A 23,448-nucleotide genomic window follows, 5' to 3' on the forward strand; every position below is an offset into this window, starting at 1 on the left:
ATTTTCTCTATCTAATAAACATATCAACAGCAATGGTAATTAATAAAAGTGCAAACCCTTTCTTTAAAGTTGGCACTGGTAGTTTTGAGGTGGCTGTCGCACCAAGTTTTGACGTGAAAAATGATGTGGCAGTAATACATAACACGGCAGGGAAATAAATATAACCTAAAGAATATTCCGGCATTGCCGCATTCCCCCAGCCACTTAACATAAAACTGAACATTCCAGAAGTTCCAAGTAACATGCCACAGAAAGCCGAGGAACCAATAGCCTTTTTCATATCGATACCGCGAGAATTTAAAAACGGCACAATAAATCCGCCACCACCGATCCCTGCAGAGCTAGATGCCATACCAATTAAAATGCCACCAATAATAGACGATTGAGTCGTCAAAGGTTTAACTGTTTTATTTATCTTAGGTTTAATAGATAAGACCATTTTAACTGCGAGGTAAACCACTAAACAGGCAAATAATTTACTAGAAATATCGCGATCAAGTTTTCCGATAAAGAAACCGCAAATAAACACGCTAACCATGATGCTCGGAGCAAGGATCTTCACCGCACTCCACACAACATTACCTAACTTATGATGTCGTTGAGCTGAAGAAAAGCCAGTAATAACAATCGTTGCGAAAGAGGTTCCAAGTGCGGTAGACATCAATAAAGGTTCTGGCACGCCCACCATTGGCAATAAGTACACTAACACAGGAACAATCAGCAATCCGCCACCAATACCAAAAAGCCCCGCAAAAAAGCCAGCAACCGCCCCCACAAGCAAACAAAGTAAAATAAAGCTAAGCATTATGAATTCCTTGTTTTATTAAAAGAACGTTTTGGAAATTTTGAACCATTATATTTTTTAGGATGAGTATAAGATTTTTGCTCCAATTCTCGGGCAGGTTGATATACAGGAGGATTTTCTGAGAACAACACTCCCGAAAACTCTTTCATCGCTTTGCGATACACTTCTTTTTTGAAAGATACGACCTGACGAACAGGATACCAAAAACTTACCCAACGCCATCCATCAAATTCTGGCGATTTGGTCGTTTGCATATTGATATTTTTTTCATCACCAACAAGCTGTAACAAAAACCAGCGTTGCTTTTGTCCTATACACATCGGTTTGCTGTCATAACGCAACAAACGTTTTGGTAATTTATAACGCAACCAATGCTTAGATACATATAAAATGCGTACATCTTTAGGCTGTAGCCCAACTTCTTCGTACAGTTCACGGTACATCGCTTGCTCAGCACTTTCATTATCATTAATGCCACCTTGCGGAAACTGCCACGAATTTTGCCCACAGCGCTTCGCCCAAAGCACCTGCCCGTTGCGATTACAAATCACAATACCCACATTTGGACGGTAGCCATCAAAATCGATCACTATCGTTTTACCTTAAATTTTTCATATAAAAATAGTCTGCAGATTGTTTCATAAATCAGTGTTTTTATCAACCAAAGGGCTAGTTACACAATAAAATACACAGATTGTGGATAACATTGTGAATAACGAATTTCTGATTGTGAATTGATTGAGTAAAAACAGGAAAGGATCCTTATCACATCGAACTTAAAATAAATTGAGTTATTTTCGATCTAAAAATCTAAAGAAAAAATAAACCGCACTTTTTACATACAAAAATAGAAGAAAGTGCGGTAAAAAAATACAATTTTTAAAGAGACTCCATTCACCAAAGATCTTTTAGCTATCTCTTTGAGTTATTCAATATTTCTGTGGATAAAATTGTGGTTGAGAAAATCCATAATGTTGTATAACTCAAACAAACCTTTCCAAGATAATTCCAAAAGAAAATTTATTCATTTAAATTCAAGTATTTAGACTAAAAACATAATAATATTTGTAATACACAAAAGTCTCTAAATTTTAATGTCTAATTTTTAAACAAATTATTTTAGGCTGGCAAAATAACGTTCCCAATTGAAATATTGACCTGGATCGATCTTACGCCCTGGCGAAATATCACAATGCCCAACAATTCGATCTTTCGTAATCTTAGGATAACTTTTCATGATTAGGTTAGTGAGTTCTTGCAATGTCAAATACTGCGAATTAGTAAAAGGTTGTTCATTACTACCTTCTAACTCAATTCCAATGGCAAAATCATTACATTTTTCTCGCCCTTGAAAGCTAGATAATCCAGCATGCCAAGCCCTCTGGTTAAAATTAACATATTGCGTGATTCGCCCATCTCGTTCAATCAAACAATGAGCAGAAACACGCATTTGATGAATTTCTTCAAAATAAGGATGAATCTTAGGATCTAATTTCCCTTGAAAAAAATCATCCACATATCCGCCACCAAATTGTTCTGGCGGTAAGCTAATGTAATGGATCACAAGAAGTGAAATATCTTGTAAATCTGGGCGTTCATCAAAATGCGGAGATGGAATTTGTCGACAATTAGTCAGAAATCCTTTCTCAATATCTTTTATTTTTCGCATACATTTTTCCTATTTTTACGATCAGGATCGCAGAAAAAGTGCGGTTTGTTTTACAAAACAATTTTCCCTTTTCACAATATTTCAGCCAATAAAGGCTTAACTAAAGGAAAATAAATGAAACTAACTACACAAACTACCTTGAAGAAAGGGTTTACCTTAATTGAATTGATGATAGTCATCGCCATTATCGCGATTTTAGCCACTATCGCTATTCCTTCTTATCAAAATTATACCAAAAAAGCCGCAGTATCCGAATTACTGCAAGCTTCCGCACCTTATAAGTCAGATGTGGAATTATGCGTTTATAGCACTGGCAAGCCTTCCAGTTGCTCGGGAGGAAGCAATGGAATTGCAGCTGATATTACAACAGCAAAAGGCTATGTAAAATCAGTGACAACAAGCAACGGTGCAATAACAGTAGCGGGTAATGGTACATTAGACGGAATGAGTTACACACTTACTGCTGAAGGCAATAGTGCAAACGGCGTTACATGGAAAACTACCTGTGGCACAACGAATGCCGATATTTTCCCTGCTGGATTCTGTTCAAAATGATCGACTTAACTAGTGCAAAACCTCGTGTAAAAGCACAAAATGGCGAGATATTTACGATCTCGCCAGATTTATGGGGGCGTAATCAGCAACAACAGTCGCTACTCTTACGTTATTTTGCGTTACCACTCAAAGAAGAAAATAATCGTCTTTGGTTAGGTGTCGATTCCCTTTCTAATCTTTCCGCCTGTGAAACTATTGCGTTTATAACCGGTAAACTTGTTGAGCCTGTTTTATTAGAAAGCACTCAACTTAAAGAACTATTACAACAACTTGCCCCTAATCAACTTCAAGTGGAAGAGCAAGTTAAATATTACCAACATCAAGAACAGTCTCATCTTGAACAACAAGATGACGAGCCAGTCATTCGCTTGCTTAATCAAATTTTTGAATCCGCTTTACAAAACAATGCCTCAGATATCCATTTGGAGACCTTATCGGATCATTTCCAAGTGCGGTTTAGAATTGACGGTGTTTTACAAGCTCAGCCTCCACTTAGCAAAAATTTAGCGAATCGAATTATTTCTCGCCTAAAACTGCTCGCTAAATTAGATATCAGCGAAACCCGCCTTCCACAAGATGGACGATTTCAATTTAAAACAACGTTTTCCGATATTCTTGATTTCCGTCTTTCAACGTTACCAACTCATTGGGGAGAGAAAGTTGTCCTGAGAGCACAGCAAAATAAACCAGTAGAACTCAGCTTTTCTGAACTAGGCATGACTGAAAGTCAACAGAAAGAATTTCAATACGCGCTTAGCCAACCACAAGGATTAATTTTAGTAACTGGCCCAACAGGAAGTGGGAAAAGTATCTCGCTTTACACCGCACTTCAGTGGCTAAATACGCCTGATAAACATATTATGACCGCTGAGGATCCCATTGAAATTGAGCTTGATGGCATTATTCAAAGCCAAATTAATCCACAGATTGGATTAGATTTTAGCCGTCTATTGCGCGCTTTTTTACGTCAAGATCCCGACATCATAATGCTAGGTGAAATTCGCGATGAAGAAAGTGCAATGATTGCACTACGTGCCGCCCAAACGGGGCATTTGGTGCTTTCAACTTTACATACCAATGATGCAATATCTACCATTTCTCGCTTACAACAACTCGGTATTCAACAACATGAAATTGAAAACAGTTTACTGCTCGTCATTGCTCAGCGTCTTGTACGAAAAATCTGTCCAAAGTGCGGGGGAAATTTAATAAATTCTTGTGATTGCCATCAAGGTTATCGAGGGCGAATCGGCGTGTATCAATTTCTACATTGGCAGCAGAATGGCTATCAAACGGATTTTAAAAATTTACATGCGAGTGGTTTAGAAAAAGTTAGCCAAGGCATAACAGATGAGAAAGAAATTGAACGTGTGTTAGGTAAAAACTCATGACTAAAAAACTCTTTTATTATCAAGGTAGTAACGCATTAAATCAGAAACAAAAAGGCTCAATTATTGCGGATACAAAACAACAAGCACACTTTCAATTAATAAGCCGCGGGCTTACTCACATCAAATTACAACAAAACTGGCAATTTGGGGCAAAGCCCAAAAATTCAGAAATCAGTGAATTACTCAATCAATTAGCGACGTTGCTACAGTCCGCTATTCCGTTAAAAAACAGCCTGCAAATCTTGCAACAAAATTGTACTCAAATTATGCTCAACGAATGGCTTGAACGACTGATTCAATCTATTGAATCTGGTTTAGCATTCTCACAAGCCATTGAACAACAAGGAAAATATCTCACTCAACAAGAAATTCAACTGATTCAAGTGGGAGAAATGACGGGAAAACTTTCCGTTGTTTGTAAAAAAATAGCCACGCATCGTAGCCAATCTTTAGCATTACAACGTAAATTACAGAAAATCATGCTGTATCCATCAATAGTATTGGGAATTTCTCTATTATTGACACTCGCATTACTGCTTTTTATCGTGCCTCAATTTGCTGAAATGTACAGTGGCAATAATGCCGAATTACCGACAATCACCGCAATATTGCTCTCTATATCCAATTTTCTTAAGCAAAATATCGGCGTTTTGCTATTTTTCGCTTTTAGTTTTTTTCTATTTTATTACTTCTATCTAAAACGCCAGACTTGGTTTCATCAAAAGAAAAATCAACTCCTCTCTGTTACGCCTATTTTTGGCACAATTCAAAAGCTTTCGCGTTTAGTGAACTTTAGTCAAAGTTTACAAATTATGCTGCAGGCCGGCGTACCGCTTAATCAAGCACTAGACAGCTTTCTCCCTCGCACACAAACGTGGCAAACCAAGAAAACTCTCGTAAATGACATCGTATTAGATAAAGAAGTGCGGTCAATTTTACAATGGGTTTCTCAAGGTTATGCGTTTTCCAATAGTGTAAGTAGCGATCTGTTCCCGATGGAAGCACAACAAATGCTCCAAATTGGTGAACAAAGCGGAAAACTCACTTTGATGCTAGAACACATCGCGGATAATTACCAAGAAAAACTTAATCATCAAATTGATTTACTCTCGCAAATGCTAGAACCATTAATGATGGTGATCATCGGCAGTCTGATTGGGATTATTATGATGGGTATGTATTTACCTATCTTTAATATGGGCTCTGTTATTCAATGATTTACTTCGCAATGTTTTTATTAGGTGGCCTCTTAGGGATCGCATTGTGGTTCTACCTATCTGGTTTTATTACGCGTTTGCAGCAAGAGATTTATGCGACTTACGTTGAATTATTTCCACAAAACCGTTCTCCATTTCAACCGCACTTTGCCTCTATTCAACAAAAAAAGTGCAGTCATATTTTGAGGTATTTTTTAAGTGTTGGAGTAGGATTTATATTTTTACAAATTATCTTCAAGGACTCTATTTTTGCTGTATGGTTGGGACTCGCTCTTCTTATCCTTTGGGCAATCAGTTATCTTGATTGGCACTATCAACTTATTTCTACTACACTCTGTTTATGTTTACTTTCTCTCGGTTTATTTGGCGCAGATAATAACTTTTCATTACTTACGTTATCTGAAAGTATAAAAAGTGCGGCAAGTTTTTTTATTGTTTTCTACTCAATCTATTGGCTTGCAAAATTCTATTATGGAAAAGAAGCCTTTGGACGGGGAGATTATTGGCTATCAATGGCATTAGGAAGTTTTATTCATTTAGAAACCTTACCGCACTTTTTATTATTATCCTCAGTTCTTGGAATATGTTTTTCGCTTATTCATAGGAAGAAAAAAGAATTTTTACCTTTTGCCCCTTTTATGAACTTATCAGCTATCATGATTTATTTCGTCAAATATTACGGATATTAAAAAGGGGAAAACATAATATTTTCCCCTTATTCTTCATAGAAGTACGGTTACTTTTACGAACGTTTCATCACTTCAAAAAACTCTTCGTTGGTTTTCGCCATCATTAGCTTATCAATCAAGAATTCCATTGCATCCACTTCATCCATTGGATTAAGTATCTTGCGAAGAATCCACATTTTTTGTAATTCATCAGATGTTGTGAGTAAGTCTTCTTTACGAGTACCAGAGCGTTTAAAGTCAATGGCTGGGAATACGCGTCTTTCTGCGATTTTACGAGAAAGGTGTAATTCCATATTACCTGTACCTTTAAATTCTTCAAAAATAACTTCATCCATTTTCGAACCGGTATCAACTAGCGCAGTCGCAATAATCGTTAAACTACCGCCTTCTTCCACATTACGTGCAGCACCAAAGAAACGTTTTGGACGATGCAACGCGTTAGCATCCACACCACCAGATAAGATTTTACCTGAAGCTGGAGTGACTGTATTGTAAGCCCGTGCTAAACGTGTAATAGAATCAAGCAGAATTACCACATCTTTTTTATGCTCGACTGAACGTTTCGCTTTTTCGATTACCATTTCTGCCACTTGAACGTGACGAGTTGCAGGCTCATCAAAAGTAGAAGCAATTACCTCGCCTTTTACTGAACGTTGCATTTCTGTCACTTCTTCTGGGCGTTCATCAATCAATAATACGATAAGCTCTACATCAGGATAATTATGCGTGATACTTTGCGCAATATTTTGCAGCAACATGGTTTTACCTGCTTTTGGCGGAGCAACAATCAAACCACGTTGACCTTTACCAATTGGTGATGCTAAATCCAAAATACGTGCGGTTAAATCTTCTGTTGATCCATTGCCTCGCTCCATTCTTAAACGAGAGTTAGCATGTAATGGCGTTAAGTTTTCAAATAAGATTTTGCTACGAGAAACTTCAGGCTTGTCATCATTAACTTGATCAACTTTTAAAAGTGCAAAATAGCGTTCGCCTTCTTTTGGTGGACGGATTTTACCTTCGATTTTATCACCAGTTTGAAGGTTAAAACGACGAATTTGACTTGGGGAAACATAGATATCATCAGGGCCTGCAAGGTAGGAACTGTCAGCAGAACGAAGGAAACCAAAACCATCCGGTAAGATTTCTAACACGCCGCCGCCGAAAATATCTTCACCGCTTTTGGCGTGCTGTTTTAAAATTGCAAAGACAATATCTTGTTTACGCAAACGAGCTAAATTCTCTAAGCCCATTTGTTCTTCGCCAAGTTTCACAAGATCAGAAACAAGCGTATTTTTAAGTTCAGTTAAATGCATAATGAATAAATATTGGAATTAATAAGAATTGATGATTCGAATGGTGAGCCAATGCTCTTTGAATGGCGCGTAAATTACCACTAAAACCCTGTACTGTCTAGCGTTTCTTTATATTTAATCTAAAAAATTACCGCACTTTTCTTTCTCTTTTTAACATAGAAGTTTAGCCGTCTAGATTGTTATTTATTTGATTTTTCATTAGAATACGGACAATTTGTAAGGTTATCAATAAGCACTAAGGTAAATTATGGCGAATTGGGACGGAAAATATATCAGCCCTTATGCAGAACATGGCAAAAAAAGCGAGCAAGTAAAAAAAATTACTGTGTCTATTCCAATCAAAGTATTGGAGATTTTGACAAATGAACGCACTCGCCGCCAATTAAAAAGTTTACGTCATGCAACTAACAGTGAATTACTTTGCGAAGCATTTTTGCATGCATTCACCGGTCAACCTTTGCCCACCGATGCGGATTTAATGAAAGAGCGTAATGATGAAATTCCCGAAGATGCCAAAGTGCTTATGCGCGAATTAGGTGTCGATCCAGAAAGTTGGGAATATTAACCGCACTTTTCATTTATCCGTTCAAGCCATTCAAAATTGAACATTCAGGGCTGTCATTGCCCTGACAATTATCATGCCAACGCTGCAATTCTTGTACCATTTTTTGTAACTGCTCTATTTGTTGATTCAACATCGCAATATGTTGAGCCGTTAGCACTTTCACTTCTCGGCAGCTACGCTTAGGATTATCTTGTAGTGCTAATAATTGTGCGATTTGATGTAACGAAAACCCAACATTGCGTGAGTGACGAATAAAATGCAACCTTTCTAAATCACTTTCTCCATAATTTCGATAGCCTGACAAACTGCGAACAGCGGGTTTAATTAAACCCATTTTTTCATAATCACGGATTTGTTTTGTAGATAAATCTACTAATTTTGCGACTTCACTAATATTCATAAAAAACTTCTTGACCTTAACCTTACGTAAAGGTTTATAGTGTAGCCCTCAATAAAACAACTCACAAGGAGTAAAAATGAAAACTATCACATTAAACATAAAAGGCATACATTGCGGCTGTTGCGTAAAAAGTCTTACTCAAGTTTTAACTGAATTAGATGGCGTACAATCTGCTGATGTGCAACTAGAAGGGAAAGCAAATATTACTTTTGATGAAAATCGAGTCAATCTTGCACAGTTGATTGAGGTCATTGAAGATGCTGGATTTGACGCCACAGAGTAAAAAAATTTCGATTCAGATTGGTGGGATGACCTGCCAATCTTGTGCCAATCGCATTGAAAAAGTTTTAAATAAAAAACCATTTGTGCAACAAGCGGGAGTGAATTTTGCCGCCGAAGAAGCACAAGTGGTATTTGACTCTACGCAAGCAAGCGAAACTGAAATTATAGAGATTATTCATAAAACAGGTTTCACTGCGCATATCAAACAAGCCGATGAATTGCCACTAGGAGAAAAAAATACATCAATCCCTTGGCGATTAATCATACTTTGGATAATCAATATTCCATTTCTGATTGGAATGCTTGGTATGATAGGTGGCTCCCATCACTTGATGCTGCCCCCTATTTGGCAATTTGCATTAGCGAGCATTGTGCAACTTTGGTTAGCTATTCCATTTTATCGCGGAGCAATCGGCAGTATTCGTGGTGGACTTGCCAATATGGATGTCCTTGTCAGTACAGGAACACTCACCATTTATCTTTATTCTGCTTTCATGTTGTTTTACCACGCCAATCATGCAATGGGACATGTGTACTTTGAAGCTTCTGTTATGGTAATTGGTTTTGTTAGTCTTGGAAAATTTCTTGAAGATCGCACCAAAAAGCATAGCCTAAATAGCTTAAGTATGCTTTTGCAACTGACACCGAAAAAAGTCACAGCTCTACGTAATGACAAATGGACTGAAATTGCTCTTGACCAAGTCAATATCGGCGAAATCATTCGTGCGAATCAAGGCGAGCGTATTGCGGCAGACGGCATAATTGAAAGTGGAAATGGGTGGTGTGATGAAAGTCATTTAACGGGTGAATCTCGTCCAGAAGAAAAACAGAAAGGTGGAAAAGTATTAGCGGGGGCGATGGTAACTGAAGGTTCTATCATCTATCAAGCGAATCAGCTTGGTAGCCAAACCTTACTTGGCGATATGATGAATGCATTATCAGATGCGCAAGGTTCAAAAGCACCAATTGCACGATTTGCTGACAAAGTTGCGTCACTGTTTGTACCTGCTGTATTACTGATTTCACTTGTTACTTTCGCACTCACCTACGTTCTGACGAATGATAGTGTGTCTTCACTTATTCACGCAGTATCCGTGCTTGTAATTGCTTGCCCTTGTGCCTTGGGATTAGCCACACCAGCATCCATCATGGTTGGTTTAGGTAAAGCGGTTAATGCTGGCGTATGGTTTAAAGATGCAGCAGCAATGGAGGGAACGGCCCACGTGGATACCGTTGTGCTTGATAAAACTGGCACACTAACAAAGGGAGAGCTTGAAATCTCTGCTTTATGGCAGCCACAAAGTGCGGTGTATTCTGAAGAAGATTTGTATCGTTTTGCCGCAGCCGTTGAGCAACAAGCTAACCACCCAATTGCAAAAGCTATTGTGCAAGCAGCAGAACAAAAAATGTTAGACATTCCTACCGCACTTTTTGCAAAGATGGAAGTGGGTCAGGGCATTCAAGCCGAATTAGAACAAGTGGGAACAATAAAAGTAGGCAAACCAGATTATTGCGGTTTAATCTTGCCTAAAAATTTAGAGGACATCTGGCAAATTGCGAGCATTGTTGCGGTATCTATAAATGATGAACCTATTGGCGCATTTGCACTGACAGACACCTTAAAAAACGATAGTTTGCACGCCATTCAACGCTTACAACAGCAAAATATTGATGTAGTAATTATGAGTGGCGATCAACAATCTGTCGTGGATTACATAGCAAAACAGCTCGGCATTAAGAAAGCCTTTGGGAAACTAACTCCAAGAGATAAGGCGGAACAAATTCAAAAGCTGAAAGCTCTAGGTCATGTTGTAGCAATGGTAGGTGATGGAATAAATGATGCGCCTGCTTTAGCCGCTGCAAACGTCAGTTTTGCGATGAAATCAGGTTCAGATATTGCAGAACAAACGGCTTCCGCAACACTTATGCAACATTCAGTGAATCAACTTGTGGATGCGCTTTTTATTGCAAGGGCGACCTTGAAAAATATCAAACAAAATCTATTTTTTGCTTTGATTTACAATATTCTCGGCATCCCCCTTGCCGCTTTCGGTTTTCTAAATCCAGTGATTGCAGGCGCCGCGATGGCGATGAGTTCAATTTCTGTATTGATGAATGCCTTAAGATTGAAAAAAGTGCGGATCTAATTTCATTTATTTTTATACGCAATCGGTGTCGTGATCGCACCGATTTTTTTGTCGCTGAAAATTACCGCACTTTTGATAAAAAAATTTTAACTTGATCACAATTTTAGAATTTGCTCTTTGAGATTCTCTATTTATCGGCATAACATAATACTCAAATTTTGTTAGGGCATATTTTGCTCTGCAAATTGACCAATTTAAGTAATTTATGCTTTGGAGCAAACTATGAAACCAACAGAAAAACTCAAATGGAACAAATTTGATGCAACATGGATGTTAAACCTTTTCGGTACGGCAGTTGGCGCTGGTGTCTTATTCCTACCGATTAACGCAGGGATGGGTGGGTTTTGGCCGTTAGTTTTAATGGCAATTATCGTCGGACCAATGACCTATTTTGCTCACCGTGGCTTAGCTTACTTTGTACTTTCATCAAAAAATCCTGGCAGCGATATTACTGAAGTAGTGGAAGAACACTTTGGTAAAACAGCGGGTAAACTTATCACCCTACTTTATTTCTTTGCGATTTTCCCTATTCTTTTAATTTACGGTAACGGTATTACTAACACTGTCGATTCTTTCATTGTGAATCAACTTGGCATGGCATCGCCAAACCGAGCCGTTCTCTCTTTTGTATTAATTGCAGTATTGATTTCCGTCATGCTATTTAATGAAAAAGTGATGTTAAAAATCACAGAATGGCTTGTTTACCCGTTAGTATTAATTTTATTCGCACTTTCTATTTACTTAATTCCAGAATGGAATGGTGCGATGTTACATGAATTCCCAACAGCAGGCGGTTTTGTCACAACATTGTGGCTTACGATTCCTGTATTGGTATTCTCATTTAACCATTCACCAGCAATTTCATCCTTCACTTGCTCACAATTCCGTGAATACAAAACGTTCGATGGTGCAGAACGTCATATCGGCCATACAGAAAAAGGCACCTCAACGATTTTGTTATTCTTCGTAATGTTCTTCGTATTTAGCTGTGTACTAACATTAACTCCTGAAGAATTAGTAGCAGCAAAAGCACAAAATATCAGTATCTTGTCTTTCTTAGCGAATAAATTTGATAATCCATATATCTCTTATTTTGGCCCGCTTGTCGCATTCTTAGCGATTACTAGCTCATTCTTCGGTCACTATATGGGCGCACGCGAAGGCTTAGAAGGCTTATATTTGAAAATGAAAGGCGAATCTGTAAATCGTAAAAAACTCAATTATGCGACCGCACTTTTCTTCTTATTAACCTTATGGGGCGTTGCGATTATTAACCCAAGTATCTTAGGTTTAATTGAATCTCTCGGCGGCCCAATCATTGCGATGATTTTGTTTATCATGCCAATGTACGCAATTCGCAAAATCCCAGCGATGAAACGCTACAGCGGACGTTTCAGTAATGTTTTTGTAACTATTATGGGATTAATCGCTATCTCTGCGGTTGTTTATGGATTATTATAAGCGCCCTTTAAAGTTTAGCGAATTTTGAGAAATTTATGATTAGCGTATTTGATATGTTTAAAGTGGGAATTGGGCCATCCAGTTCCCACACTGTCGGTCCAATGAAAGCCGGCAAACAATTTATAGATGACTTAATTGAACGAAATCAGTTTGAACAAACCGCTGAAATTCATGTTGATGTTTATGGTTCTCTTTCGATGACAGGGAGAGGTCACAGTACAGATATCGCCATCATTATGGGGTTAGCGGGTTATTTACCACATAATGTGGATATCGATATGATTTCAGGTTTCATCGAGAAAGTGAAACAAACTGCGCTTTTACCCATTAATGTTGGTCAAAAGACGGTAAAATTTGATTTTGAAAATAATCTCATTTTCCACCGCACTTTTTTAAAATTGCACGAAAATGGCATGACAATTACCGCTCTTGATGAAAATCGCACAGAGCTTTATCACCAAACCTATTATTCGATCGGTGGTGGTTTTATTGTCGATGAAGCCCATTTTGGTCAAGAAGAAAAAAACACAGTCCAAGTGCCTTATCCTTACAAAAATGCAGAAGATATTTTGAAACATTGCAGTGATAATGGCTTAATGTTTTCCACTGTGATGCTAGAAAATGAAGTTGCCTTGCATGGCAAAGAAGCTGTGAGTGCTCATTTAGAGAATGTCTGGAAGACGATGCAAGCTTGTATCGAACACGGTATTCACACTGAAGGAATTTTACCTGGGCCATTACGTGTGCCACGTCGTGCGGCATCTCTTTATCGTATGTTGCAAGCAAATACTAATTTATCTAACGATCCAATGCGTGTGATCGACTGGGTTAATATGTTTGCGCTTGCTGTCAATGAGGAAAATGCAGCGGGTGGACGCGTAGTCACAGCGCCAACCAACGGTGCATGTGGGATTATTCCAGCGGTATTGGCTTACTATGAGAAATTCATCTCGCCATTAACATCTGAAATCATTGAACGTTATTTATTAGCAGCAGGAATGATTGGTTCACTTTATAAAATGAATGCTTCGATTTCTGGCGCAGAAGTGGGTTGTCAAGGTGAAGTGGGTGTAGCCTGTTCAATGGCTGCTGCGGGACTAGCTGAAATTTTGGGTGGTAATCCACTGCAAGTATGCATCGCAGCTGAAATTGCGATGGAGCATAACTTAGGCTTAACTTGCGACCCTGTCGGCGGTCAAGTTCAAGTACCTTGTATCGAACGCAATGCGATTGCTTCAGTTAAAGCAATCAATGCATCACGTATGGCTTTACGCCGTACCACTAATCCAAGAGTAACCTTGGATAAAGTGATTGAAACAATGTATGAAACAGGCAAAGACATGAACGCCAAGTATCGCGAAACATCTCAAGGCGGACTTGCAGTTAAGATTGTTTGTACTTAAATATAAAAATCTCAATTCAATTTATCGTATATAAAACTAAAGCCTTGGTTTGATCTGCACCCAAAAGTTGGATAAAACAACCAACTGATTAAGGTGTAGATTTTTTGTGACTAAATATAACTAATCCTTCAAACAACAAGTGATAGATTTTTATATTTAAAACGGTATAAGTAGTTTACTTATAAAAATATTTTAAACATTAAGAGACTGGATTAAACAATCTAATCATAGTGGAGCCAATGGATTGTCAGTAGTCTGTAGTGAGTGATATTCTCAGAATTTAAACTCACAGTTATTCAAGCGGTTAAATACGGAATTTGCCAATCTGCATTGCCAATTCAAGTATAATCACTCATGGTTATCCCCCTTTGAAAGGCAAGATATAAACGGTTTAATGTCGAAATCTAAAGGGCTCCGAGTATGAAACCTAACTACGCCAAAATGCCACCTAAGCCCCAAATATGAGAGAATATGTTGGAATTAGAGAACCCAAACTCCGTGCGGAGAGTACGATTCTAAAAAGTTGTAGGCTCTCAACCAACAAAAAATACAGAAAAAGCCTCTGTCGTAAAGGCATTAAGGTGGAACTTTCCGCTTCAGATATTGGGTTTAGCATGCGATGTTTTCTTTTATCATTTGAAAAAATCAATAAAGATACAACGATATAACAACAAATTATGCGGATTTATCGTGATAATCATGAATGTTATGGTTATCTTGTGTTACTTTACACTAAAAACTCAATATCAATCATAAGAAAGTCCAACGTATGATGAATATATTGGACATTAAGAGAAATATAAGAGAGAAAATTGCTACAAGCTGACAGAATGAAAAATGGGTAACAAACCTCAGTGAATTTAAAGGTATCGAAGGTAAGCTTTATTTATTGACAATTAATGATTTATTAATGAGCCTTAATTCTGAGCAAATTATCTGAATGATATAGAAAGCGTTATCAAGACTTTAGGGAACAATACCTATTTTACATTTTGCTCAAGTGTGGCAATGTCAAATGAGAAGTTATCAAGAAATCCTGTTGAAAATTGTATTCGACAAAGTATGTCGATAAAAGGAAATTGTTCAGATAATGTGGCCATAGAGAACTTTTGGGGCTGTTAAAAACAGCGTGCTGCGATGTAAAATAATTTGATACTTTTGAGCCGGTCGAAAAACGATTCATGATTACAATCATAAGCGTATTCAGTGTAAACTAAAAGAACTAAGCTCATTAATTAGAGAGCTTAGTTCTTCTTGATTTAATAGTTTAACTTTTTGGGCTGAGCGATAATTTACAACCCTTTTTTGTTTGCTCTAAAGATTAACGCATGGTCACGAATTCTTCTGAACCCGTTGGGTGAATAGCCACGGTGTTATCAAAATCAGCTTTTGTTGCGCCCATTTTGATTGCTACGGCAAATCCTTGAATCATTTCATCTACACCGAAACCAATACCGTGTAAACCTACAACTTTTTCATCCTTGCCCACACAAACTAATTTCATTTTGCACGGTTGGCGATGTTGAGTGACCGCAGTGTACATTGCTGTGAAAAAAGATTTATATACCTTAACATTTTCAGCTCCATATTGTTCAATAGCTTGAGGTTCAGTTAAACCTACAGTGCCGATTGGTGGATGGCTGAATACAACGGTTGGAACTAAATTGTAATCTAAATGTTCAGTCGGTTTATTATTGAATAAACGCTCAGAAAGGCGACGACCCGCTGCAACTGCAACTGGTGTTAATTCAATGCCGTTTTCGATAATATCGCCTACCGCATAAATGCCTTTCACATTGGTATTTTGATATTTATCTACTTTGACATAGCCGCGTTCATTAGTTTCTACGCCAGCATTTTCTAAGCCAATTTTATCTGTCGCTGGAACACGACCTGCAGCCCAAATAACACAGTCCACAGTAACATCAGATTGACCATCACATTTTACTGTAAGTGAACCATCTGCATTTTTAACAATCTCAGATGGTGTGAAATTGGTATGTAATTGAATTCCATCCTGCGCAAGCACTTCCACTAGTGTTTCTACGATTAATGGATCTTGATTACGCATTGGCGCATGGCGACGCACTAATAAATGGGTTTCCACGCCTAGGCTGTTTAATACACCAGAAAGTTCAACGGCAATATAGCCGGCACCGATAACAGCAGCGCGTTTTGGTAATTCGGTTAATGCAAAGAAACCATCTGAATCAATGCCGTATTCTTGTCCTTTAATATTTGGACGATATGGACGACCACCAGTTGCGATTAAAATATGATCTGCGGTTACTTGTTCTTTTGTACCATCAGCAAGAGTTACTTCAATAGTATGAGCATCTACAAATTTTCCGAAACCGTTAATTACATCAATGTTATTTTTCGCTAATACATTGTTATAAGATGTATGAATGCGACCAATATAGGCTTGGCGACTTTCAATTAGTTTTGAAAAATCAAATTTTTTCACTTCAACATCAAAACCATAATCTGGCGCATAATTGTTAATTGCTTCTGCAATGTGTGCACCATAAAACATTACTTTTTTAGGTACGCAACCTACATTTACACAAGTGCCACCAAGATGTTTGGCTTCAATGATTGCGCATTTTTTTCCATAGCTTGCAGCACGATTTAGAGATGCAATACCGCCACTGCCACCGCCAATAGCGATGTAATCATAATGTTTAGTCATAGTTTGATCCTTTTTTGAACTCAGAAATTTTCCGTATTTTGCCTAATTTTTATGAAGAATGCTATAAATTGATGTAATTGGTTATTATTAATAATCGTTCTATCCCCTTTTCTTTTTTAACTTTGATGTGTTATTCTTTTTCCGTTACGAATCATTCTCATTTTAATGATGTTTAAACGGCGATACTTAGTTTTTCTATTAGTTTTACTTTCCGCTATTTCTCTTTTTCTTGGCATAAGTACGGTTAATTTACAGGGCTTGCTCCATTTTAAAGGCAATCAATGGCAGATTTTTCTTGATAGTCGCGTGCCGCGTTTGGTGAGTATTTTGATTGCTGGCGCGTCGTTGAGTATTTGTGGCTTGGTGATGCAGCAACTGAGCCGAAATCGTTTTGTATCGCCAACAACCGCTGGCACAATGGATAGCGCGCGTCTTGGGATTTTGCTGGCGATTCTATTTTTTCCAGGTGCCTCGATGCTGCTGAAAACCACTATCGCGGTACTGGTGTCTTTCCTTGGCTCGCTGTTATTTATGACGCTCCTATCCCGCCTGAAATTCAAAGATACGATTTTTGTACCTTTAGTAGGGATGATGTTCGGCAATATCATTAGTTCGATTACTGCTTTTATCGCTTATCAACAAGATTTGTTGCAGAACCTTTCTGGCTGGTTACAAGGAGATTTTTCTCTTATCATGAGCGGCCGCTACGAGCTGCTTTATTTCAGCATCCCTATGTTGATTGTGTCTTATCTATTTGCGCATCGTTTTTCTATCGTCGGAATGGGTAAAGATTTCGCTACCAATCTCGGCTTAAATTATAACCAAGTACTTTATGTTGGTCTGATGATTGTGGCAACGGTGTCGTCGATTATTATTGTATCTGTTGGCGTAATTCCTTTTTTAGGCTTGATTGTGCCGAATCTCGTCACATTGTATTTGGGCGATAACTTGAAAAAAAACCTTTCTCACACCGCACTTTTAGGGGCTGTTTTTGTGTTGTTCTGCGATATTTTGGGGCGCAGCCTAATTTACCCTTACGAGATTTCTATTAATGCTGTTGTTGGTGTGATTGGCAGCGGAATTTTCTTGTATTTCTTACTGAAACGGGAGCGTTATGCGTAAATCATCGTTCCTTCATTTAGTGACTTTAGGGATTCTGGTGCTCGTGAGCATTTCCTTATATCTTGGCTATCATTTACCAAACCGCTGGCAATATGCTTTAACCAATCGCGCTTTATCGGTAACAGCGATTATTGTGACAGGCATTGCGATTGCGTTAGCTACGATGCTTTTCCAAACAGTGGTAAATAATCGCATTCTCACGCCGAGCATTTTAGGGGTGGACTCACTGTATTTATTAATCCAAACAGGCATTTTGTTTTTATTCGGTTCGAACACGCTACTTTCCCTCAATCCGATTACGCTTTTTCTCTGCAGTACTAGCGTGATGATTTGCTTTATGCTTGCGCTCTATTATTTTCTGTTCAAAAAGGAATCACAGAATATTTTCTTTTTATTGCTCGTCGGGATTGTGTTTGGCACGTTTTTTGGCAGTCTAACGACCTTTATGGAAGTATTAATTGACCCCAATGAATTCCAAATCTCGCAAGATATTGGCTTTGCCAGTTTCAACCGAATCAATACTCATATTCTTTGGTTAGCGTTGGTGATTTTGATTGTTGTCATACTGTTTAGCTTGCGTTATTGGAAATACTTGGATGTGCTGGCACTGGGGCGTGAACAGGCGATTAATTTGGGCGTGGATTATCAAGTGATTATTAAAAAACTGCTGATTATTGTGGCAATTTTAATGTCTGTTTCCACCGCGCTTGTGGGGTCATTGACTTTTTTAGGCTTGCTGGTGATGAATGTGACCTTTGAATTTATGCGTGATTATCGTCATAAATTCCTTATTCCGGCAGCCATGTTACTTTCTGTTTTTACCTTAGTAAGCGGACAATTTTTATTGGCGCAAGTGTTTACTTTCAGCACACCACTGAGCGTGATCATTAATTTTGTGGGCGGCATATATTTCCTTTCTCTGTTATTGAGAGCAAATAAAAAATGGCAATAGAAATCAAACATATTCATAAATCTTACGGCTCAAAAAAAGTGGTAGATGATGTATCACTCACCATTCCCACCGGGAAAATTACATCTTTTATCGGCCCGAATGGTGCAGGAAAAAGCACCCTTCTAGGCATTATCAGCCGATTGTTAGCAGCCGATAGCGGCGAAGTGTATCTGAATAATCAGTTACTGAATGAACAAAAAAGTACTGACATTGCGCGCCAATTAGCCATCTTAAAACAATCCAATCACATTAATTTGCGCATTACCGTGGAAGAATTGGTGGCATTCGGTCGTTTTCCTTATTCTAAAGGAAATCTCACCGAAAATGACCGCACTTTTATCAGCAACGCTATTGCTTATATGAATTTAGATGAAATTCGCCATCAATACATTGAAAACCTAAGTGGTGGACAACGCCAGCGCGCCTATATTGCGATGACTTTAGCGCAGGATACAGATTATATTTTGCTCGATGAACCGCTCAATAATTTGGATATGAAACATTCCGTGCAAATTATGCAGGTGCTGCATAAACTCGTCACAGAGCTGAATAAAACCGTCGTAATTGTGATTCATGATATCAATTTTGCGTCCTGTTATTCTGATTACATTATCGCCATGAAACAAGGCAAGCTCGTTGCACAAGGTTCTGTGGAAGAAATGATGCAATCACCAGTACTGCAGGATATTTACGAAATGACGATTCCGATTCAAGAAATTGATGGAAGAAGGATTGCGGTTTATTTTCGTCAGGAATGATCTTTTATTAAATAAAAAGTATCTTGCCCTCCCACTGCTTGTGGGGGACAAAATACATAGCATTTTGAGCGTTGGCTTTGCCAATGAACCCTATGGGGTAAGCGTAGCGAATAACGTGCCCAAAGAGCGAAAGGGGGCGATATTGGGTTCCTCTCTCAACTTGCGCCCCTCCTCTGTAAACAGGGTGAGCGGAGCATTTTTTACCTTAATAACATTACACAGGAAACACTATGAAAACATTGAAAAAACTCACCGCACTTAGCATTGCAGTTTTCGCAGCGGCAACGGCAAATGCACAAGACATCACCATAAAAAATGCAGCCGGTGAACAAATCGTGCCACAAAATCCTCAAAAAGTGGTGGTGCTGGATTTTGGCGTAGCGGATACCATCCGTGCCTTAGGCGATGCTGGTAAAATCGTGGGCTTCCCGAAAGCAGGGCATATTCCATCGTATTTGGCTGAGTTCAACCAAGACAAATTCAAAGACGTCGGCACCCTACCTGAACCAGCATTTGAAGCCATCAACGAACTCAATCCGGATTTAATTATCGCCGCGCCACGCCAACAAAAATTATTGGATAAATTGAAAGAAATCGCGCCGGTGTTCTATGTACAAAACGACTACGCCAATTACTACCCAAGTTTCCAAGAAAATGTAACCGCGCTTGGTAAAATTTTCAATAAAGACGCCGTGGCAAAAGAAAAATTGGATGCTTTAGAAAGCAAAGTAGCGCAAGTAGCAAAAGATGCGAAAGGCAAAACGGCGTTGCTCGTGTTAGTAAATGAAAGCAAAATCAGCGCATTTGGCGACAACTCGCGTTACAGCATGGTGTATCAAAAATTTGGCTTTAAACCGGCGGATCCGAACATTAAATCTTCCACTCACGGAATGAGCGTTGGTTTTGAATATATTTTAGAAAAAAATCCGGATTATTTACTTGTAGTGGATCGTACAGCGGCAGTCACCGACAAAGTAAACAACGCACAAAAAGTGCTTGATAATTCCCTCATCCAACAAACAAACGCCTTTAAAAACAACCACATCGTATATTTAGATGCCGCAAATTGGTATTTGGCTTTTGGAGGATTGGAATCCATGGAGATTATTGCTGCGGAGCTTGAAAAAGCGGTGAAATAAACGAAATATTTTTCTTTTTTGATAAGTCGGCGGTTCTTTTGGCTCGCCGATTTTCTTTTTCACTCAAAAACCTAAATTTACACTTTACTAAAATAATGTAAATCATTATCGTTGGCATAGCTTTGGGGTATTCTCTATTCTTTCTTTTTTATAATTATTCAGTGACGTAAGCAAATGGAGAAATGTATGGAACACAAGAAACTAATAGGAATAGTTGAAAGTAAGGGCTTTGAACTCGAAGCTGCAGGGAATCTCACTGAAAACTGGCAACTCTTTTTAGGTTACACTTACAATAAGAGCAAATATAAAAATGCTCAAGAAGTGAATGCTGAACGTCTAGAGAAAAACACACAAGCGGATCCTTATAACTTCAGTAACTTCACACCGGTTCAAATGTTCCGCTTGGCGACTTCTTATCATATCCCAAATACAAAATTAACCATCGGTGGTGGTGTTTCTGCACAAAGCCCAACAAGCAGTTTATATGGCATCAATCAAGCCGGTTACGCTCTTTGGGATGCGAATATTCAATATGAATTTAATCCGCACGCTAAGTTAAGCCTAATTGGGACGAACTTAACGGATAAAATCTATTTCGAGAACAATTACAACCGCACTCGTGGGATGAACAATTTCTATGGTCGCCCACGCACAGTTATGATGAAATTCGATTGGACATTCTAGGTAAAATCGGTCGCAAAAGTGCGGTCGATTTTCCCATTATTTTTGAACATTAATCATCACAAATTTAAGGACAAACTATGAACCCATTCAAAATAAAACTTTCACTTTTAAGTCTGTCAATTCTTGCTGCCTTTGCAACCAATGCAGCAGCTACGGAGAAAAATACTGAAACCCTTGATGCGATTGTGGTTACGGCCTCTGGTACGGCGCAAGAATTACGTGATGCGCCGGCAAGTATTAGCGTGGTGAATCAAGCGCAATTAAGATCGCATCCTTCTAATCGCTTAGAGAACGCGTTGCAAGATATTCCCGGAGTGAATGTAAGTGGGAGTAATGCAAACCGAACCGATATTTCTATTCGCGGCTTACCGCCGGACTACACTTTAATTATGGTGGATGGTCGTCGTCAAAATACGCGTGAATCCCGCCCAAATGGTAATGGTGGATTTGAAGGAGGATTTATTCCGCCTGTTAGTGCAATTGAACGAATTGAGGTTGTTCGTGGACCAATGTCATCGCTCTACGGCTCAGATGCGATGGGGGGCGTGGTAAATATCATCACGAAAAATGCAACAAAAGAATGGACAGGATCGGTTTCGACAGGATTTACCGTACATGATAAGTCAGACTTTGGTGATGGTTATCATGGTGATTTCTTTGTGTCAGGTCCACTTGTTAAGGATGTATTAGGTCTTCAGGTTTATGGTGGAGGTAACTATCGTCAAGAAGATAGCTTGATTGGCGCATCGAATAAAAATAAAGATCAAAATTTGAATGCGAAATTGACTTTTACGCCGGTTGATAAACAAACCTTTATTTTTGAGGCGGGGCACCATCGTTTAGAAAAAGATGAAACACCGGGGAAAACCATTGATTTGACCACAACACGTGGCACAACAGTCACGCCTAATAATCCAAGTTCTACTCGTGCAAGCCGTAATCATTGGTCTATCACACATCAAGCTGATTGGGATGTGATGACATCAGAATTAAGTTTTTCACAAGAAATTGCAAAACGCGAAGTCAGTGTTAATGGCGTGATGAATACCCGTAAACCAGAAATCAAAAATAATGTCTTTGATGCAAAATTTATGCTGCCTTTATCCAATCATTTCTTTGTATTTGGCGGGCAGGTTCAACAAGCTAAATTACAAGATGACTCGGTAACACGTGTTTTAACAAAAACTTTACCAAATGGTCATAAAACCTCAAGAGCCGTATTTGAAAATAGTAAAAATAGCGTAAAACAATCCGCACTTTTCTTAGAAGATCGCATTGATATTGGCAAAGACATTTTATTAACGCTGGGATCTCGTCTTGATCATCATGAAAAATATGGTTCACATTGGAGCCCAAGAGTTTATGCTGTTTATCATATCAATGATAATTTCTCGTTAAAAGGTGGTGTAAGTAAAGCTTTTAAAGCACCAAGTATTCGTGAAATCAGTGAAAGTTATGTGACATCCACAGAGGCTGGCGCAGGGGTTATTTATGGTAATAAAAATTTAAAACCAGAAACTAGTGTGAACGAAGAAATTGCGTTAGTTTATACCAATAATAATGGTTATAACGCGAGCATTACCTTATTTAATACGGATTTTAAAAATAAATTAACGAGCCATTATACCGGTTTAACTGATCCAGTTATGAAGGCAAAACTTTATGAGTATGCTAATGTTGGACGTGCGAATATTAAAGGCACTGAAATTGCCACTCATATTCCATTCAATGAACATTGGAATGTTGATATGAGTTACACATATCAACACTCTAAACGCCAATCTGATGAAGATATTTCTGCATCCAAAATGAGCCTACGTGGCTTACCGCTTGATAATACACCAAAACATGCAGCGAGTGCTAAATTAAACTGGCAAATGAATGATGCCTTGAGTGCTTATACACGTATTGCTTATAAAGGCAAACAAATATGGGCGAACCCTCGTAATGGCGATAGCAAAAATCACTATCGAACCCGCGCAGCTTACACCACAGTGGATTTAGGGACAACTTACAAATTTAACCCTAATGTATCCTTAAGCTTAGCAGTGCTTAATATTGGCAATCAAATTGGTGAACGCGTGAATACGAATGGGGGAAGCTGGACGGTTGAAGAAGGCCGACGTTTTTGGACGAACCTGAATGTTACATTCTAATTAACACGAAAATAAGCTACATTTAGCACCGCCTAAATGTAGCTT

21 protein-coding genes and 1 pseudogene are annotated in these 23,448 nt (G+C 38.5%); 16 read left to right on the forward strand and 6 right to left on the reverse strand.

Annotated features, from left to right (window positions below; genetic code table 11):
* Window positions 1-7: 7 nt before the first annotated feature.
* The 3 genes from AAX15_RS01045 to ampD all read right to left on the reverse strand — a co-directional run bounded on the left by AAX15_RS01045 (window position 8) and on the right by ampD (window position 2,474).
* Entirely contained in the window at window positions 8-805 is a 798-nt protein-coding gene (locus tag AAX15_RS01045) for a sulfite exporter TauE/SafE family protein (RefSeq protein WP_046938702.1), read from the reverse strand.
* Window positions 805-1,395, reverse strand: coding sequence for an RNA pyrophosphohydrolase (gene rppH / locus AAX15_RS01050; RefSeq protein WP_005631202.1), 591 nt, complete (start codon window positions 1,393-1,395; stop codon window positions 805-807). The genes AAX15_RS01045 and rppH overlap by 1 nt, the downstream gene beginning before the upstream one ends.
* A gap of 524 nt (window positions 1,396-1,919) precedes the next feature.
* Window positions 1,920-2,474 (reverse strand): 1,6-anhydro-N-acetylmuramyl-L-alanine amidase AmpD, encoded by a 555-nt coding sequence (gene ampD, locus AAX15_RS01055; RefSeq protein ID WP_046938704.1) that lies wholly within the window; start codon window positions 2,472-2,474, stop codon window positions 1,920-1,922.
* A 114-nt stretch (window positions 2,475-2,588) separates the two neighbouring features.
* On the opposite strand from ampD, the gene ppdD reads away from it, so the two are divergent.
* The 4 genes from ppdD to AAX15_RS01075 are packed head-to-tail and all read left to right on the forward strand — an operon-like array spanning window position 2,589 to window position 6,326.
* Complete coding sequence (ppdD, locus tag AAX15_RS01060) at window positions 2,589-3,029, forward strand: prepilin peptidase-dependent pilin (RefSeq protein ID WP_046938705.1); 441 nt, start codon at window positions 2,589-2,591, stop codon at window positions 3,027-3,029.
* Complete coding sequence (locus AAX15_RS01065) at window positions 3,026-4,420, forward strand: GspE/PulE family protein (RefSeq protein WP_046938707.1); 1,395 nt, start codon at window positions 3,026-3,028, stop codon at window positions 4,418-4,420. Before ppdD ends, AAX15_RS01065 begins: the two co-directional genes overlap by 4 nt.
* Window positions 4,417-5,637 (forward strand): type II secretion system F family protein, encoded by a 1,221-nt coding sequence (locus tag AAX15_RS01070; protein ID WP_046938709.1) that lies wholly within the window; start codon window positions 4,417-4,419, stop codon window positions 5,635-5,637. Before AAX15_RS01065 ends, AAX15_RS01070 begins: the two co-directional genes overlap by 4 nt.
* A complete protein-coding gene (locus AAX15_RS01075; protein WP_046938710.1) occupies window positions 5,634-6,326 on the forward strand; it encodes a prepilin peptidase in 693 nt (230 codons plus the stop codon). Before AAX15_RS01070 ends, AAX15_RS01075 begins: the two co-directional genes overlap by 4 nt.
* Window positions 6,327-6,379: 53 nt before the next feature.
* Here AAX15_RS01075 and rho read toward each other — a convergent pair whose 3' ends face one another.
* Window positions 6,380-7,642 (reverse strand): transcription termination factor Rho, encoded by a 1,263-nt coding sequence (gene rho, locus AAX15_RS01080; protein ID WP_046938711.1) that lies wholly within the window; start codon window positions 7,640-7,642, stop codon window positions 6,380-6,382.
* A gap of 247 nt (window positions 7,643-7,889) precedes the next feature.
* Between rho and metJ the strand changes: the two genes are divergently transcribed.
* Entirely contained in the window at window positions 7,890-8,207 is a 318-nt protein-coding gene (gene metJ, locus AAX15_RS01085) for a met regulon transcriptional regulator MetJ (protein WP_005631186.1), read from the forward strand.
* Between the two features lie 13 nt (window positions 8,208-8,220).
* On the opposite strand, the gene AAX15_RS01090 is transcribed toward metJ, so the two are convergent.
* Window positions 8,221-8,607 carry a Cu(I)-responsive transcriptional regulator gene (locus AAX15_RS01090; protein ID WP_046938712.1) on the reverse strand — a complete coding sequence of 129 codons (387 nt, stop codon included), beginning with the start codon at window positions 8,605-8,607 and terminating at the stop codon, window positions 8,221-8,223.
* 76 nt (window positions 8,608-8,683) lie between these two features.
* Between AAX15_RS01090 and AAX15_RS01095 the strand changes: the two genes are divergently transcribed.
* From AAX15_RS01095 to AAX15_RS09695, 5 genes and pseudogenes are all read left to right on the forward strand, one after another.
* On the forward strand, window positions 8,684-8,890 hold the full coding sequence (locus AAX15_RS01095) for a heavy-metal-associated domain-containing protein (RefSeq protein WP_005640109.1): 207 nt from the start codon (window positions 8,684-8,686) through the stop codon (window positions 8,888-8,890).
* Entirely contained in the window at window positions 8,865-11,036 is a 2,172-nt protein-coding gene (locus tag AAX15_RS01100) for a heavy metal translocating P-type ATPase (RefSeq protein WP_046938713.1), read from the forward strand. The genes AAX15_RS01095 and AAX15_RS01100 overlap by 26 nt, the downstream gene beginning before the upstream one ends.
* A 222-nt stretch (window positions 11,037-11,258) precedes the next feature.
* Window positions 11,259-12,497: an HAAAP family serine/threonine permease gene (locus AAX15_RS01105; protein WP_046938714.1), complete on the forward strand. Its 1,239-nt coding sequence runs from the start codon at window positions 11,259-11,261 to the stop codon at window positions 12,495-12,497.
* Window positions 12,498-12,532: 35 nt separating this feature from the next.
* Entirely contained in the window at window positions 12,533-13,900 is a 1,368-nt protein-coding gene (locus AAX15_RS01110) for an L-serine ammonia-lyase (protein WP_046938715.1), read from the forward strand.
* 970 nt (window positions 13,901-14,870) lie between these two features.
* Window positions 14,871-15,033: pseudogene (locus AAX15_RS09695) on the forward strand (IS3 family transposase); the annotation flags it as partial.
* 188 nt (window positions 15,034-15,221) lie between these two features.
* Here the strand turns inward: AAX15_RS09695 and gorA are convergent.
* Window positions 15,222-16,592, reverse strand: coding sequence for a glutathione-disulfide reductase (gene gorA, locus AAX15_RS01115; RefSeq protein WP_046938716.1), 1,371 nt, complete (start codon window positions 16,590-16,592; stop codon window positions 15,222-15,224).
* Window positions 16,593-16,760: 168 nt separating this feature from the next.
* On the opposite strand from gorA, the gene AAX15_RS01120 reads away from it, so the two are divergent.
* The 6 genes from AAX15_RS01120 (at window position 16,761) to AAX15_RS01145 (ending at window position 23,403) form a co-directional block, all read left to right on the forward strand.
* Window positions 16,761-17,714, forward strand: a complete 954-nt coding sequence (locus AAX15_RS01120) for an ABC transporter permease (RefSeq protein ID WP_196296037.1) — start codon at window positions 16,761-16,763, stop codon at window positions 17,712-17,714.
* Window positions 17,707-18,666, forward strand: coding sequence for an iron chelate uptake ABC transporter family permease subunit (locus tag AAX15_RS01125; protein ID WP_046938718.1), 960 nt, complete (start codon window positions 17,707-17,709; stop codon window positions 18,664-18,666). The genes AAX15_RS01120 and AAX15_RS01125 overlap by 8 nt, the downstream gene beginning before the upstream one ends.
* Window positions 18,657-19,424 (forward strand): iron ABC transporter ATP-binding protein, encoded by a 768-nt coding sequence (locus AAX15_RS01130; protein WP_046938719.1) that lies wholly within the window; start codon window positions 18,657-18,659, stop codon window positions 19,422-19,424. Before AAX15_RS01125 ends, AAX15_RS01130 begins: the two co-directional genes overlap by 10 nt.
* Before the next feature lie 230 nt (window positions 19,425-19,654).
* A complete protein-coding gene (locus tag AAX15_RS01135) occupies window positions 19,655-20,563 on the forward strand; it encodes a siderophore ABC transporter substrate-binding protein (protein WP_046938721.1) in 909 nt (302 codons plus the stop codon).
* A gap of 186 nt (window positions 20,564-20,749) precedes the next feature.
* Window positions 20,750-21,247 carry a TonB-dependent receptor domain-containing protein gene (locus AAX15_RS01140; protein WP_046938722.1) on the forward strand — a complete coding sequence of 166 codons (498 nt, stop codon included), beginning with the start codon at window positions 20,750-20,752 and terminating at the stop codon, window positions 21,245-21,247.
* A gap of 77 nt (window positions 21,248-21,324) precedes the next feature.
* On the forward strand, window positions 21,325-23,403 hold the full coding sequence (locus AAX15_RS01145) for a TonB-dependent receptor domain-containing protein (RefSeq protein WP_046938723.1): 2,079 nt from the start codon (window positions 21,325-21,327) through the stop codon (window positions 23,401-23,403).
* Window positions 23,404-23,448: the final 45 nt, after the last annotated feature.

Origin of the sequence: Haemophilus haemolyticus (assembly GCF_001008275.1) — a bacterium.
GTDB classification, from domain to species: domain Bacteria; phylum Pseudomonadota; class Gammaproteobacteria; order Enterobacterales; family Pasteurellaceae; genus Haemophilus; species Haemophilus haemolyticus_P.